Origin of the sequence: Butyricicoccus sp. AF18-9LB, from assembly GCF_027684505.1 — a bacterium.
Taxonomy (GTDB): Bacteria; Bacillota; Clostridia; order Oscillospirales; family Butyricicoccaceae; genus Agathobaculum; species Agathobaculum butyriciproducens.
In genome coordinates this window covers 143,936-158,910 of the sequence record NZ_JAQCWA010000001.1, presented here as the reverse complement: position 1 = coordinate 158,910, position 14,975 = coordinate 143,936, and the positions used below count along the sequence as shown (strand labels likewise).

The window sequence follows — 14,975 nt, the reverse complement described above, 5'->3', positions numbered from 1 at the left end:
AGGAAACCGTTCTCCGAAACCCGAATGACGCCGCCCAAGGCGGCTGGGTCGGGGAATAAAAACCGAGATACATGCTCCCGGTTTTTATGAAATTGCAGGCAATTTCTAATTGAATACCATGTGCAAGCACATGGTCGTCTGCGGACGGGAACAAAGACACGGTTTTCCGAAAGGAAAACCTGTCTTAATGTAAGCCGCTGCAAGCAGCGGCGAGATTTGATAATTATTGGGGGAAACGGCATGGAACGATTTACATTAGCGCAGGCGGCGGCATGGACACACGGCGAAGCGAAGGGTGAGGCGGCTCTGACGGCGGTCACGACCGATTCGCGGCAGATTCCGCCGGAGGCGCTGTTCCTGCCGATCAAGGGCGAACGGTTTGACGCGCATGACTTCATCGGCAAGGTCATCGAGAACGGCGCCGCCGCCGTGATGAGTCACCGCGAGAATGAGGAGTATCCGGTGCCGGCGCTGTACGTTGAGAACACCTCGCAGGCGCTGCTTGACCTCGCGGGCGGCTACCGCACGATGTGCGGCGGCAAGGTCGTCGGCGTGACCGGATCGGTCGGCAAGACCACCACCAAGGAGCTGCTGTATGCTGTTCTCTCGCAGGGTTTCCGCGCACAGAAGACAGAAGGCAACCTGAATAATGAGATCGGTCTGCCGCTGACGCTCATGCGTATGACGAAAGATACTGAAGTGCTGGTAGCCGAGATGGGCATGAACCATTTCGGTGAGCTTTCCCGCATGACGGCGGCTGCCAGACCGAATCTGGCGGTTATCACCAACATCGGCACCTCACATATCGAGTTCCTCGGCTCGCGTGAGGGCATCTGCAAGGCCAAGCTGGAGATTCTCGAGGGTCTGCAGGAGGGCGGCACGGCTGTTCTCTGCGGCGATGAGCCGCTTCTGTGGGACAAACGCGGCAGCCTCGGCTGCAAGGTGGTAACATATGGCATCGAAAATTCCGACTGCGACCTCATTGCACACTTGCACAGCGACGGTACATTTGATATAGTAAATAACGGTCTTGCTGCGGCGCACCTGCCGGTCGGAGAGAAATTCACCGCGAAGCTGAGTGTTCCGGGCAAGCATAACGTGCTCAATGCACTGGCGGCGGCAGCCGTCGGTCTGCTGCTCGGTGAAACGCCCGCGCTGATCGTGCAGGGACTTGTCAGCTATCAGGCGAGCGGCATGCGCCAGAACATCTATGAGCAGGATGGCTACCAAATCTATGCGGACTGCTACAACGCAAGTCCGGATGCGATGGAGGCTACGCTGTCCGTGCTTGGCGGCATGGCCGGGGACGGCCGCCGGTTTGCGGTTCTCGGCTCGATGCTCGAGCTTGGCGATTACGCCGAGGAAGGTCATCGCCGTGCCGGTCGTGCGGCGGCGCAGTACGCGGACGCCCTGTACGCCTACGGTCCGGATGCAGCGGCCATGGTAGCCGGTGCCAGAGAGAAGGGCATGGAGCATGCCTATGCGTTCGACGATCAGACCGCACTTGTCGCGGCACTGCGCGAGGACGCGAAAAAGGGAGACGCGCTGCTGTTCAAGGGCAGCCGCGGCATGCGCATGGAACGCGCACTTGCAATGTTTTTAGGGGAGGAAGTTGAAGCATGAAACAGGCTGTGCTTGTTTTCGCGGTCGCACTGGTGATTACGCTGGCTATCGGTCCGGCGGTCATCAATTATCTGCGAAAAATGAAATTCGGTCAGAAGATTCTCGAAATCGGACCGAAATGGCACATGAACAAACAGAATATTCCGACAATGGGCGGCTTTATGTTCATTATCGGTATCGCGGCGGCAGTCATTATCGGCAATATCGTGATGGGTGAGATTTCGGTCTCGTCGCTGGCGGTGCTCGGCCTTGCCGTGGCCTACGGTGCGGTCGGTCTGGTCGATGACTACGCCAAGATCAAGAAAAAGGAAAACGCGGGTCTGACCCCGAAGCAGAAGCTGGTGCTCCAGATTCTGGTTGCCGGCGTGTTTGTGCTCGTGCTGTTCCTGGGGTCGAGCGGTCTGCCGCAGCTGTGGATTCCGTTCACAGGCATTTCGTTCAGCTGGCCGTGGCCGCTGTATATCGTGTTCGCGGCCTTCGTTATCGTCGGCGCGGACAACGCCGTCAATCTGACCGACGGCATCGACGGTCTGGCGGCAAGCGTTACGCTTCCGGTTGCCATCTTCTTCGTGTTCGTCGGCTTCCGCCGCGGAGACATGGGCGTTGTGATCTTCTCGGCGGCACTCGCGGGTGCGCTGCTGGGCTTCCTGCGCTATAACTTCAATCCGGCTAAGGTGTTCATGGGCGATACCGGCTCGCTGTTCCTCGGCGGTGCGGTTGCCGGTCTGGCATTTGCGTGTGAAATGCCGCTCATCCTGCTGCTGGTCGGTCTGATCTACATCATCGAAACGCTGTCCGTTATCCTGCAGGTCACCTACTTCAAGGCGACCCACGGCAAGCGCCTGTTCAAGATGGCGCCGATCCACCACCACTTTGAAATGTGCGGCTGGTGCGAGAAGAAAATCGTGCTGGTATTCACCGGCATCACGGTTGTGCTGTGTCTGCTGGCCTACCATGTGGCGCTCGCACCGCTGTTTTAATTCGTAATTCGGAGGTAACCCTATGGCTTCGACAACTGGAAAGACGAATCCGCAGTACCGGCCGGCATCGCGCCGTCCCATGCCGCGGAATGCGCCGAGCGGCAAAACGGCGCGTCCTTCGCGGGAGCCGGTGCCGAAGGAGCGTTACCATACCGGCACCGCAAAGCCGAAGCGCAGACGCATGCGCAGCATGAAGGCGCACATCTGGGATACCGGTGTGTTCTTCTCGGTGCTGCTGCTGCTGATCACCGGTCTGATCGCGCTGTTCTCGGCAAGCTATACCAACGCGATGTTCTACAAGGGCAGCGCGACATACTTTATCATGCGTCAGGGCATTTTCGCCGCGATCGGTCTTGCGGCGATGATCGTTCTTTCCAAGATTCCGTACCGCATGTACGCGGGCATTCACAACATCATCATGTGGATATCGGTCGCGCTGCTGATTCTGGTTGTGATACCGGGCATCGGTACAACGGTTAATAATGCACAACGCTGGCTGTTCGGCTTTCAGCCGTCTGAGATCGCAAAGCTGACCGTCATCATCTGCTTTTCCTACTGGGTGGCGCGTGACCCGAAGAGCGTGCGCAGCGTCAAGACCATGGTGCAGCCGTACGGTCTGCTGCTGGCGCTGTACATCGGTCTGCTGTACCTGGAGCCACATACCTCGGCGATGATCATCATCTGCGGCATCGGCATTATCATCCTGCTGGCAGGCGGCATGCGCCTGTGGTACTTTGCGCCGATTCTGGGACTGGGTGCAGGCGTAGTTGCGGCATTCTATGTTGCGTTTAAGCATGTACGAGACCGTTTTGAGGTCTGGCTCAATCCGTTTTCGGATATGGCGAACAAAGGTCTGCAAGGCTCGATGAGCCAGATCGCCATCGGCTCGGGCGGCCTGCTCGGCCGCGGACTCGGCAACGGCCTGCAGAAGCAGCTATACCTGCCGGAGCCGCATAATGACTTCATCTTCGCCACCTGGTGCGAGGAGATGGGTCTGATCGGCGCTCTGCTGGTCATTCTGCTGTTCGCGTACCTTATTTACCGCGGATTCCGTGTGGCGCGCTATGCACCGGATAAATTCGGCAGTCTTCTGGCGACCGGCATCACCGCCAAGCTGGCTATCCAGACGCTGATGAACCTGTTCGTTGTCACCGGCATCATGCCGGTAACCGGCGCGGCTCTGCCGTTTTTCAGCTATGGCGGCACAGCGTTGCTGCTGCAGCTCGGCGAGATGGGCATCCTGCTCAATATATCGCGGTATATGCGGATTGACGGAAGAAATCAGGATTAAGTTATGGCAATACCGCATAATTTTCGCAAAGCGCCGCGGCAGCGCGACCGGAGCCTGCGCAAGAAGCCGCTGCCTTAATTGTGCGGTGTTGCCTTATGCAAATCGAGGCTGTTTGCAGCATACAAACAGCCTCGATGACTGTGATATTGCTGTCAGGCAGTACCACATGATCCGGTAAACAGGCTTTGCCGGACCATGTGATCCTACCTTGCATTTGAAAAGTAACAAACAGGAGAGGGGAACTCAGTTTTGAAACTGTACATTACGGGAGGCGGCACGGGCGGTCACGTTACACCGGGTCTTGCCATTGCACGCTATTTTGAAAAAAAGCAGCCGCAGACGACGGTGCGTTTTGCCGGTTCGGCACGCGGCATTGAAAATAAGCTGGTCCCGCGTGAGGGATACCCGCTGGACACCATCGAGATCATCGGCATGTCGCGTTCGATGAGCCCGAAGGGCATTCTGCACAATCTGAAGGCGGCAAAGCTGGCTGTCTCGGCGGTCAGCAAGGCGAAGAAGCTGCTGAAACAGGCCAAGCCGGACTGCGTGATCGGCTGCGGCGGCTATGCGTCGTTTGCGGTGGTACGCGCGGCACAGCAGCTCGGCATTCCGACTGTTCTGCTCGAGGTCAACGCGCTGCCCGGCAAGGTAACGCAGATGCTCGCAAAGGACGCGGACCGCGTGCTTGTCTGCTTTGAGCAGGCAAAGGAGCTGCTCGGCGGCGGAGATAAGATCATTCTGACCGGTGCGCCGGTGCGCGGTGAGATTCTGGCGGCAGATCGCGCAAAGGCACGCGAGAAGTTCGGTCTGACCGATGATGACCAACTGGTCGTCTCCTTTTGGGGCTCGATGGGTGCAAAGTACATGAACGAGCACATGGCTGGTGAGCTGGCGCTCGAATGTAAAAACGGCGTGCCCTATCACCATGTTCACGCAACCGGTGCGGCGGCCTGTGAGTGGCTGCCCAGAATGGCGAAGGAGCAGGGCGCCGACTTTGACGAACACCCGAACATCGAAGTGACCGAGTACATCTACGACATGGCCGACCGCATGGCGGCGGCTGACCTGATCGTGTGCCGCGCAGGTGCGGCCACTCTCGGTGAGCTGTGCATGCTCGGCCGTCCGGCACTGCTGGTGCCGTCTCCGTATGTGGCGGAGAACCACCAGGAGAAGAACGCGCGCGCGCTCGAAAAGGAGGGCGGCTGCCGTGTTCTGCTCGAGAAGGATGCCAATTCGCAGGTGCTGTACGACGAGATTCAGAATCTGCTGAGCGACCGCGACCGTCTGCACCGGATGGGGCACGACGCGACAAAGCTGGCGGCGCACGATGCAAGCGAGAAAATCTATCAGGAGATCCTCTGGGCAATCGAAAACCATGGCAAGAAGTAACAAAGAAGGGATGCTGTGATGAGACGCAGAAGGCGAAAAAAGCACACGCCCGACCAGATGGAGCAGCAGCGCCGCGGCAGGAAAATCTTTCGTGTGCTGGGACGCGTGCTGCTGACCGGTATTGTTCTGGCGGCTGCCGTGGTGGCGATGACCGTGTTCTTCAAGGTTAAGACCATTTCGGTGGAAGGCGCCAAGCAGTATGGCTCGGAGGAGCTGATCGCCGGTATGGATGTTCAAAAGGGCGATAATCTCTATCTGTGGAACAAAAACCGCGTATTGTCCGACCTGATGCACAGCTTCCCGTATCTGGAAAGCGCACAGCTGCGCCGCAAGCTGCCGGATGGACTGGTGCTGACTGTCACCGAATGCACAGCGGCGGCTGCCGTGAGGAATGAGGATAACACGTTCACTTATATCAGTGCGGGCGGCAAGGTGCTCGAGAACAACGCCGCGGACGGCGGTCTGCCGATCGTGCTTGGCGTTACGCTGAATGCACAGATGGGGGATTTCCTTGATACCGGCACGGATGCACACGTTGACGCCATGCTGAACGTGCTGGAGAACATGGATGCTGCCGGTCTGCTCGAAAAGATGAGCTTCCTCAATCTGAACGACCTGACCGATGTGCGCATCGGCTATGACAAGCGGTTCGACATCCGCGCAGGCTCACTGGACGATCTGACGTACCGTCTTCGGTTTGCACAGACCGTTATCAGCGATCGCCTTTCGGCATCGGATATCGGGCGGCTGTACTGGGATGCACAGAACCGTCTGCACTTTGTGCCGGAGACGGCGGAGGATGTAGCACGCTCCGGTACCGATCAGGCAGGTGACAATCCGGTGACCTCGCCGGCGTACACCAATCCGGACGGCGAAGTCGGTACGACCGACAATACGAACGGCGATGACTCGACCGATTCGAGCAGCGACAGCTCGGACAGTTCGGATAACTCGGATTATTCCGATGATTCGGATAACTCGGACGATTCGTCCTATGACGAATCCTACGATGACGGCAGCTACGACGATTCCTACGACGAATCGTATTACGATGACAGCTATTATGACGACAGCTACGATGGCGAAGGCTGAGTTTTTTCTGCCTATACTGGCGAAAATAACCGAAAACACAAGGGAAAACGCGAAAAAATACAGCCTTTTTCCGTATCGCCCGCCGGTTTGCGGGAAAGACACGGAAAAGATTAAGTTTTTTTTGAGGAATTCGCTAATTCCTGTTGCAAAATAGAATAAATCGAGGTAAAATTAAAACAATAGGGGCGAAGTGCCCTCAAACGCGGTAATTGATAATCAAAGAACGATTCTTTATCATAAAACGGAGGACAACGACAATGGGTTTTGAGTTTGAACAGGGCTTGGATAACGTAGTAAACATTAAGGTCATCGGTGTCGGCGGCGGCGGCGGCAACGCTGTAAACCGCATGGTCGAGAACGGTGTACAGGGTGTTGAGTTCGTTTCCATCAACACGGATATGCAGGCTCTGAATTATTCGCAGGCCAGCACGAAGATCCAGATCGGCGAGAAGCTGACCAAGGGTCAGGGCGCAGGCGCAAATCCGGAGATCGGCCGCAAGGCTGCTGAGGAGAGCAAGGATCAGATCGCAGCGGCTCTCGCTAACACCAATATGGTATTTATCACCGCCGGCATGGGCGGCGGCACCGGCACCGGTGCAGCTCCGGTTGTTGCACAGATCGCTCGTGAGCTGGGCATCCTGACGGTCGGCGTTGTTACCCGTCCGTTCGCATTCGAGGGCAAGAAGCGTCTCGAACAGGCGCTGAGCGGCATCGAAGAGCTGAACAAGAATGTAGACTCCCTCGTTATCATCCCGAACGAGCGTCTGAAGTATGTATCCGAGCAGAAGATCACCTTCAAGAACGCATTCGAGATCGCTGACGGCGTTCTGCGTCAGGCAGTTAAGAACATTTCCGAGCTGATCACCGTTCCGGGCTTCATCAACCTGGACTTCGCGGACGTTACCTCCGTCATGAAGGACGCAGGCTTCGCTCACATCGGCACCGGCTCTGCTGCAGGCAAGGACAAGGCTGCAGAGGCTGCACGCGAGGCAATTTCCAGCCCGCTGCTCGAGACCTCGATCGACATGGCTCACGGCGTTATCGTTTCCGTTATCGGCTCTGACGATATCGGCCTCGATGAAGTTGAGACCGCAGCTACCATGGTTCAGCAGGCGGCTCATCCGGATGCACACATCATCTTCGGTGCATTCATCGACGAGAACATGGACGACGAGATCCGCGTTGTTGTAATCGCAACCGGTTTCGACAATGTTCCGAACTCCGCAAAGATGAGCATGGACGGCAATAAGGACAAGGCTTCCGGCTCCACCGGCCTGTTCACCGAGGCTGCTACCGCAGCGGCTGACAAGAAGCCGGCTCGCGCAACCGCTTCCAAGCCGTCGTCCGATGTTGGCTCTGACGATGCTGCATTTGATGTTCTGATGCGCATCTTCGATAAGGACAACCGATAATCTAACTGATAGCTATTCAAAACAGCCCGTAACAGGGCTGTTTTGTCAGGTATGGGAAGGTTAATTTTAAGGCAACACCGCACAATTAAAGCAGCGGCGCTTTGCGGAAATTTTGTATTCTGATTTTGTTGCGATTTCTTGCAATACGGCAAGTATTGCTGCGAAACCGCGCCTCATCAGTACGCAAAATTTATTCGCAAATCGCTCTTGTTCAATTATGCGGTATTGCCTTAAATGAAATCCATATTAAAGGAGAGTGATCACCGTGAGTACGGACCCTGGAAGTAGACAGATGAATATTACTCGCGGTGGCATTTTCGAGGAGTGCCGCTGCTGAAAGGCGGTATAATATGGTTGAATTTTTCAAAACGGTGGACGGCCGCATCACAGAAGTGAGCGAGTTCACCGAGGGCTGCTGGGTCAACATGGTGCATCCCAGCTCGGACGAGCTGGAGCAGATCGCGCAGGCGGCTCAGGTTGAGGAAGAGTTTGTTCGCGCGGCGCTCGACCCGGAGGAAAGCTCGCGTGTCGATACCGAGGACGAGCAGCTTCTCATGATCGTCGATATCCCGATGGTGGAGAAAAGTTCGGTCGAGGACGGCGGACAGATGTTCACCACCATTCCTATGGGCATTGTTGTGGCGCAGAATGCGGTCATCACGGTTTGTCTGGAGGACAGCATCATCCTGCGCTCCATCGCGGAAGGCGCGGTAAAGGGCGTGCATACCTCACTCAAGACGCGCTTTGTGTTCCAGATTCTGCTCCGCATCGCGGGCCGGTTCCTGAAAAACCTGCGTATGATCGAGCGCGACTTTACCCGCATCGAGAAGCGTTTGTACGACTCCCTCAAAAATGAGGAGCTGATCCAGCTGCTCGGCCTGAGTAAATCGCTGGTTTACTTCTCCTCGTCCCTCAAGGGCAACGAGGTTACGATGGAAAAGGTGCTGCGCGGCCGCGTGCTCAAGCTGTATGAGGACGACCGCGACATTCTGGAGGACGCGCTGATCGAGGTCCGTCAGGCCATTGAGATGGCGAATATCTATTCCAACATTATGGCGGGCACGATGGATGCTTATGCTTCTGTCGTTTCCAACAATCTGAATATTATCATGAAGGTTTTGACCATCCTGACCATCATCATGACGATTCCGAATATTGTGTTCGGCTTCTTCGGTATGAATATCGGTGAAGGACGGATACCGGGCGACTGGGTCTGGTGGATGCCGCTGGCCATTACGGTGGTCGGCTGCTTCTTTGCATGGTGGATGCTGAAGAAGAAAAATCTGGACTGATACAAGCTGCGCTTCCGAGAAATACTCGGAGGCGTTCTTTTTTGCCTTCTGTACGCATAGAATAAAGCAAAAGCAGGAGGGACAATGCCATGATCGTTTTTGCGGCAAAGGTGTCGGTGAGGAAAATCGTAGTGGGCGTGCTGGCGGTCGGGCTGGTGCTGGTCGGCGCGGCAGCGCTGCTGCCGAAAACGGCAGAGGCGGATACCGCGGTCAGCGCTGAAGGTGCAGCGCTCAGTGCAAAGCTGAAAACCAACGAGGACAGAGTAGCGCTGCTGACCGCATGCGGATGGTCGGTGGAGAGTGAACCGGTCGGCACACAGGAGGTGCAGATACCCGACACCTTCGACGAGGTATATGAGCAGTACAACGCTATCCAGCAGGCGCAGGGACTGGATCTTACGTCGTATCAGGGCAAGCGCGCTATGCTGTACACCTACGCGCTGACCGCCTATCCTACCGGAGAGCAGGGCGTGACCGCCAACCTTTTGGTACGCAGAAACCGCCTGATCGCAGCGGATATCACATCCGCACAGACGGATGGATTTGTGCATGGCCTGCTGGATATGCCGCAGACCTGACAGCGGCGGGCAATGACTTCCGGAAACTGCATAACTGTGCAATTCAACGAAAAAGTTATCATAGGTTTATGGTATCTATTGGTAACTTTCGGGGGATTGCACTTTTTTTGCATTTAGCTATTGTGCAATTTGCGAAAAAGTGTTATCCTTATAAAAGAAATGTATTGGCGGAGGGGACAAAATGCCACAGATGCGATTGGACAAATTGCTGTCCCACCTGAACTGCGGCAGCCGCAAGGAAGTGCAGGCGCTCATTCGTGCGGGACGCGTCTCGGTGGACGGCACTGTGCAAAAGGATCCGGCGTTCAAGGTCGATCCTGACCGGTCGCAGACGGCGGTGGATGGCACCGTGCAGCGCTACCGCGCACAGCGGTACTACATGCTCAACAAGCCGATGGGCGTTATCACGGCAAGCCGCGATGAGCGCCACGATACCGTGCTCGAGCTGTTTCCGGCTGAACTGCGGCGCGGCCTGTTTGCGGTGGGAAGGCTGGACAAGGACACCGAGGGACTGCTGCTCATCACGGACGACGGCGCACTCAGCCATGCGCTGATGAGTCCGAACCGCCATGTCGAAAAGGAGTACGAGGCGGTCGTGGACGGCGTGCTGGCAGCGGATGCAGTCTTGCGTTTTGAACAGGGCATGACCCTGCGGGACGGCACGGGATGCAAGCCGGCGAAGCTGGAAATCCTCGAGACCGAACCGGAGCTGCGTGTGCGTGTGACGCTTAAAGAGGGCAAATATCATCAGGTCAAGCGCATGATCGCGGCAGTCGGCGGCACGGTAACGGCGCTAAAACGCCTGCGGCTGGGTGGTCTCTGGCTGGATAAAACACTCGCGCCCGGCGAATTTCGGGAACTGACACAGGAAGAATTGGAAAAACTTACCTTGAAAACTTAAAAAACTTAAAAAATCTACAAATTTTTTTGAATTTTTTGTACAAAAATGCGCGGACATGTGATATAATGACTTAAAATGTATAGGGAACTTTTGACGTTCTTGTGAAGAATGTCATAGGCAGAATCACCATTAACGGTGAGAACACCATAAAGAGTAAGCGTTTCGGCGAACGGATGCGGAGTAAAGCGCCGGGGCGCGTGAAAAAGACGGGAAAGGTGATGGAAATGGCTTCGAGATTGTTCCAGTCGATTGTTTTGCAGATGAAGGATACGGTGGATCGTACGATCGGCATTGTTGACGCAAGCGGTGCGGTTGTAGCATGTACCGATCTGCCTCGTATCGGTGAAATGCGGGAGGAAGCAATCACTGAGCTGGGCTTCGCCGGCGAGATCGTTCGTTTCGGCGGTTATACTTATCATACAACGGGTGACCGTGCGTCGCGTCTGGAATACGCCGTATTCGTACAGGGCGAGGACGAGCTGGCGCGCAGCATCTGCTCGCTGGTTGCGGTTTCGATCAACAATATCAAGACGCTGTATGACGAAAAGCACGACAAGGCTACCTTCGTAAAGAATATCATTCTGGATAACATCCTGCCGGGCGATATTTATATCAAGTCCCGCGAGCTGCACTTCGGCAACGATGTGCCGCGCGTGGTATTCCTCGTGCGCCAGCAGGCGCCGGCCGATGTTGCCGCGATCGACGTGGTGAACGGCATGTTCCCGGACAAGCAGAAGGATTTCGTGCTGCATATCTCCGAGACGGACATCGTTGTAGTCAAGGAGGTCAAGGCAGGCAGTGAGATCAAGGATCTGATCAAGCTGGCAGACTCTATCGAGGAGACGCTGCTCAGCGAGCTGTCGGTCAAGTGCCTGATCGGCATCGGCTCGGTATCCTCCCAGATGAAGGATATCGCAAAGTCCTTCAAGGAGGCTACGACCGCAATCGAGGTCGGTGCGGTATTTGACACCGAGAAGAACATCATCAGCTTCGAGAATCTGGGCATTGGCCGTCTGATCTATCAGCTGCCGATCACGCTGTGCGAGATGTTCCTGTCCGAGGTATTCCGCAAGGGTTCGATCGACTCGCTCGATCAGGAGACGCTGTTCACGATTCAGAAGTTCTTCGAGAACAACCTGAACGTATCCGAGACCTCGCGTAAGCTGTTCGTACACCGCAATACGCTGGTGTACCGCCTTGAGAAGATCAAAAAGCTGACCGGTCTGGATCTGCGTGAGTTCGATCACGCGATCGTATTTAAGGTAGCGCTTATGGTTCGAAAATACCTTGCAAGCCGCGAAGAAGGTACCAGATAATCGCTGTCTGTTCATAAAATTTACACAGAAAAAATGTAAATTGTGCAATAATGCCACAGTTTGTCGGCTTGCGCATAAACATGATATCTGTTATAATAGACAAAGGTGTATATGTTTGCACCTTTGTCTTTTTTGTTTGCTGGAAGGCGAAAATGCCCAATCCGGGGCATTCGCACGCCTTCTGCGTTGGCACCGAGGAGGATTGCCTGTGATACGAATGAGTGAAGCCACCGTGGTTTACGAAAACGGGACCCGGGCGGTGAACAAGGCGAGTCTGCGTGTAGACGAGGGAGAATTTGTCTTTCTGGTCGGCGCGTCCGGCTCGGGTAAAACCACGATCATCAAGCTGCTGACCGGTGAGGTTCGGCCGAGCGAAGGCCGCGTTATCGTCAACAACTACGATATCGGCAGAATGAAAAAGCGGCAGATTCCGTATCTGCGCCGTACATTGGGCGTTGTCTATCAGGATTTCCGCCTGATCAACACCAAAACCGTTTACGAGAACGTCGCATTTGCCATGCGCGCCATCGGCGCCAAGGGCAAGGCCATCAAGCAGCGCGTGCCGTATGTGCTCGATCTGGTCGGCCTGGCCGACAAGGCGCACGAAAAGCCGATGAATCTTTCCGGCGGTGAGCAGCAGCGTGTCGCAATCGCGCGTGCGCTGGTCAACAACCCGCGCCTCATCATCGCGGACGAGCCGACCGGCAACCTTGATCCTGCGCGTTCGCTGGAGCTGATGACCCTGTTTGAAAAGATCAACGAGCTTGGCACGACCGTGCTGATCGTAACGCACGAAAAGGGTCTGGTAGACGAATTTGAAAAGCGCGTTGTTGTGATCGACAACGGTGAAGTCATCAGTGATCAGACAGGTGGGTATTATCAGATATGAGATCAATCGCTTACTATTGGAAGGAAGGCCTGCGCAACATTTTCAAGCACGGCTTCATGTCCGTGGCGGCCGTGGTGATCATGGTCGTAAGCCTGCTGCTGACGGGCACGGTTACGCTGGTGGCCTACAACATTACGAATAACATTACGAGACTGCAGCAGTCCAACCAGATCGTAGTCTGGATCGACGATTCGCTCACCACGCGTGAGGCGAAAACGCTGCAGACGCAGTTCGAGAAGATCGACAACATTGCGTCGATCGCCTTCGAGGACCGCGATGTCGCACTTGAACAGTACCGCAAGGAGCTGGGCGACGACGCAGACATCCTCGAGGATTACAACGCGGACAACAATCCGCTGCGCAACAGCTATGTGTTTACCCTGAATGATTCTACGCAGGCGGACGCAACGATCAAAGAAATCGAAGCGGTTGACGGGGTTGCAAGCGTACGCGCGGATGAGGATGTTATCCGCAAGCTGATTCAGATTCAGCGCGTGTTCAACATGATCGCGGCGGCGATGATCGTCGGTCTGGCCGTTATCTCGATCTTCATCATCTCCAACACGGTAAAGCTGGCTATGTTTGCCCGCCGTGAGGAGATCTCCATCCAGAAGATGGTCGGCGCGACCAACTGGTTTATCCGCTGGCCGTTTGTCATCGAAGGCATGGTGCTCGGTCTGGTTGCCGGCGGACTGGCCTTCCTCGCGGAATGGGGTCTGTACACCGAGCTGTACAACGTGGCAGGTACGGTTTCTCTGTCCTCGTTCCATCTGCTCTCGTTCGACGTGCTGCGCTGGTGGGTGCTGGGCGTGTACGCAGGTGCAGCCGCACTGTTCGGAATCGGCGGCTCGGTAACGAGTATCCGCAAGTTTATGGATGTATAACGACTGCATAAAGGAGCGAATGTTTCAATATGATGAAAAAGAAAACCGTGCGCCTGATTTCCTGCATTATTGCGGGCATCCTGGTCGCAGCGATGGTGTTCTCGATGATTGCCTCCGGTCTGGTTTATGCCGGTGCGGTGAGCAGTAAGGAACTGAAAAGCAAGCTGTCCGATCTGGAGGATCAAAAGGCATCGGTCAAGGCGGAGCTTGACAGTCTGGCAGGTCAGGTGAACGAGGTCGAAAAGACCCGCGCCGCACTGCAGAAGGAGATCAAGCTCACCAAGGAGGAGATTACGACCGTAACGGCGTACATCGACCGCCTGCAGGACCAGATCGACGTCAAGACGACCGAACTGGATGCTGCGATCAAGGCGCTTGACAGCAAGAAGGAGCGTTTTTCTGAGACTGTCCGCACGACGTATGAGCAGGGCGAGACCAGCTATCTGGAGGTTCTGCTGAACGCGTCCAACTTCTCTGATCTGCTCAGCCGTCTGGAGATCGTTTCCGCGATTATGGACGATAATAAGAAGATCGTAGCAGAGTACACCGCTGCCAAGGAGGATATTCAGCAGAAGCGCGACGACCTGCAGCAGACGCAGGACGAGCAGGTACAGTATCAGGAAAACCTGAAGTACAAGGCTGAGGAGCTGAAATCCAGCGAGGAGCAGCAGAAGGCGCTGCAAAAAAGTCTGGAATCCTACCAGAAGGAGCAGAAGGCGGAGTACGAGCGCATCACCAGCGAGATGGACACCGTAAGTAACCAGATCGCAGAGCAGTCCCGCAAGGAAGCTGCGGCGGCAGCAGCAGCGGCTGCTAAGAAGAAGGGCGGCAGTTCGTCCTCGAGCACGACCACCACGACCAGCAGCGGCGCGACCCGTTACAGCGGCACGTTCACCTGGCCGCTGCCGGGTTACACCAATAATTCGAGTGCCTATGGCTGGCGTGTACATCCAATCTTCGGTACCCGCAAGTTCCACAAGGGCGAGGATATTCCGGCACCGACTGGCACACCGATCGTAGCAGCCGCATCCGGCACGGTTACTACCGCAGGCTGGGTTTCCGGCTACGGCAACTATACGGTCATCAACCACGGCGGCGGTGTTATGACGGCTTACGGTCATCAGTCCGCGATCCATGTTTCGGTTGGTCAGACGGTTTCCGCCGGTCAGACCATCGGTCTGGTAGGCTCTACCGGCAACTCGACCGGTCCGCATCTGCACTTTGAGGTGTATGTAAACGGTTCGACGCAGAACCCGATGAGTTACTTCAACTAACGCAATTACATAAAAGGGGAGAGTGTAACGCTCTCCCTTTTCTCGTGGAGGAGG

At 55.8% G+C, this 14,975-nt stretch carries 13 protein-coding genes; all 13 read left to right on the top strand.

Annotated features, from left to right (window positions below; translation table 11 throughout):
- The first annotated feature begins 240 nt into the window (after positions 1-240).
- Positions 241-1,623 carry a UDP-N-acetylmuramoyl-tripeptide--D-alanyl-D-alanine ligase gene (locus PGY33_RS00725; protein WP_270476933.1) on the top strand — a complete coding sequence of 461 codons (1,383 nt, stop codon included), beginning with the start codon at positions 241-243 and terminating at the stop codon, positions 1,621-1,623.
- Positions 1,620-2,603 (top strand): phospho-N-acetylmuramoyl-pentapeptide-transferase, encoded by a 984-nt coding sequence (gene mraY, locus PGY33_RS00720; RefSeq protein ID WP_118479186.1) that lies wholly within the window; start codon positions 1,620-1,622, stop codon positions 2,601-2,603. The genes PGY33_RS00725 and mraY overlap by 4 nt, the downstream gene beginning before the upstream one ends.
- Positions 2,604-2,625: 22 nt before the next feature.
- Positions 2,626-3,894, top strand: a complete 1,269-nt coding sequence (locus tag PGY33_RS00715; protein WP_118479188.1) for an FtsW/RodA/SpoVE family cell cycle protein — start codon at positions 2,626-2,628, stop codon at positions 3,892-3,894.
- Between the two features lie 249 nt (positions 3,895-4,143).
- Entirely contained in the window at positions 4,144-5,283 is a 1,140-nt protein-coding gene (gene murG, locus PGY33_RS00710) for an undecaprenyldiphospho-muramoylpentapeptide beta-N-acetylglucosaminyltransferase (protein WP_118479190.1), read from the top strand.
- An 18-nt stretch (positions 5,284-5,301) separates the two neighbouring features.
- Positions 5,302-6,375 (top strand): cell division protein FtsQ/DivIB, encoded by a 1,074-nt coding sequence (locus tag PGY33_RS00705; RefSeq protein WP_118479192.1) that lies wholly within the window; start codon positions 5,302-5,304, stop codon positions 6,373-6,375.
- Positions 6,376-6,632: 257 nt separating this feature from the next.
- On the top strand, positions 6,633-7,787 hold the full coding sequence (gene ftsZ, locus PGY33_RS00700; protein WP_118360333.1) for a cell division protein FtsZ: 1,155 nt from the start codon (positions 6,633-6,635) through the stop codon (positions 7,785-7,787).
- A 350-nt stretch (positions 7,788-8,137) separates the two neighbouring features.
- Positions 8,138-9,079, top strand: coding sequence for a magnesium transporter CorA family protein (locus PGY33_RS00695; RefSeq protein ID WP_116704996.1), 942 nt, complete (start codon positions 8,138-8,140; stop codon positions 9,077-9,079).
- A gap of 89 nt (positions 9,080-9,168) precedes the next feature.
- A complete protein-coding gene (locus PGY33_RS00690; RefSeq protein ID WP_270476927.1) occupies positions 9,169-9,657 on the top strand; it encodes a DUF4830 domain-containing protein in 489 nt (162 codons plus the stop codon).
- A gap of 181 nt (positions 9,658-9,838) precedes the next feature.
- Complete coding sequence (locus PGY33_RS00685; protein WP_270476925.1) at positions 9,839-10,558, top strand: pseudouridine synthase; 720 nt, start codon at positions 9,839-9,841, stop codon at positions 10,556-10,558.
- 224 nt (positions 10,559-10,782) lie between these two features.
- Positions 10,783-11,874, top strand: coding sequence for a PucR family transcriptional regulator (locus tag PGY33_RS00680; RefSeq protein ID WP_110437201.1), 1,092 nt, complete (start codon positions 10,783-10,785; stop codon positions 11,872-11,874).
- A 208-nt stretch (positions 11,875-12,082) separates the two neighbouring features.
- Positions 12,083-12,763 carry a cell division ATP-binding protein FtsE gene (gene ftsE / locus PGY33_RS00675; RefSeq protein ID WP_110436343.1) on the top strand — a complete coding sequence of 227 codons (681 nt, stop codon included), beginning with the start codon at positions 12,083-12,085 and terminating at the stop codon, positions 12,761-12,763.
- A complete protein-coding gene (gene ftsX, locus PGY33_RS00670) occupies positions 12,760-13,647 on the top strand; it encodes a permease-like cell division protein FtsX (RefSeq protein ID WP_118360337.1) in 888 nt (295 codons plus the stop codon). Before ftsE ends, ftsX begins: the two co-directional genes overlap by 4 nt.
- 29 nt (positions 13,648-13,676) lie before the next feature.
- Positions 13,677-14,921, top strand: coding sequence for a murein hydrolase activator EnvC family protein (locus tag PGY33_RS00665; protein WP_270476922.1), 1,245 nt, complete (start codon positions 13,677-13,679; stop codon positions 14,919-14,921).
- Positions 14,922-14,975 lie beyond the last annotated feature (54 nt).

What these genes read in the sequence shown, in the direction of transcription:
- PGY33_RS00680 (WP_110437201.1), top strand. Translation starts at nt 10,783, where the DNA reads ATGGCTTCGAGATTGTTCCAGTCGATTGTTTTGCAGATGAAGGATACG.
- ftsX (WP_118360337.1), top strand. Translation starts at nt 12,760, where the DNA reads ATGAGATCAATCGCTTACTATTGGAAGGAAGGCCTGCGCAACATTTTC.
- PGY33_RS00705 (WP_118479192.1), top strand. Translation starts at nt 5,302, where the DNA reads ATGAGACGCAGAAGGCGAAAAAAGCACACGCCCGACCAGATGGAGCAG.
- PGY33_RS00695 (WP_116704996.1), top strand. Translation starts at nt 8,138, where the DNA reads ATGGTTGAATTTTTCAAAACGGTGGACGGCCGCATCACAGAAGTGAGC.
- PGY33_RS00690 (WP_270476927.1), top strand. Translation starts at nt 9,169, where the DNA reads ATGATCGTTTTTGCGGCAAAGGTGTCGGTGAGGAAAATCGTAGTGGGC.
- PGY33_RS00715 (WP_118479188.1), top strand. Translation starts at nt 2,626, where the DNA reads ATGGCTTCGACAACTGGAAAGACGAATCCGCAGTACCGGCCGGCATCG.
- PGY33_RS00685 (WP_270476925.1), top strand. Translation starts at nt 9,839, where the DNA reads ATGCCACAGATGCGATTGGACAAATTGCTGTCCCACCTGAACTGCGGC.
- ftsZ (WP_118360333.1), top strand. Translation starts at nt 6,633, where the DNA reads ATGGGTTTTGAGTTTGAACAGGGCTTGGATAACGTAGTAAACATTAAG.
- PGY33_RS00725 (WP_270476933.1), top strand. Translation starts at nt 241, where the DNA reads ATGGAACGATTTACATTAGCGCAGGCGGCGGCATGGACACACGGCGAA.
- mraY (WP_118479186.1), top strand. Translation starts at nt 1,620, where the DNA reads ATGAAACAGGCTGTGCTTGTTTTCGCGGTCGCACTGGTGATTACGCTG.
- PGY33_RS00665 (WP_270476922.1), top strand. Translation starts at nt 13,677, where the DNA reads ATGATGAAAAAGAAAACCGTGCGCCTGATTTCCTGCATTATTGCGGGC.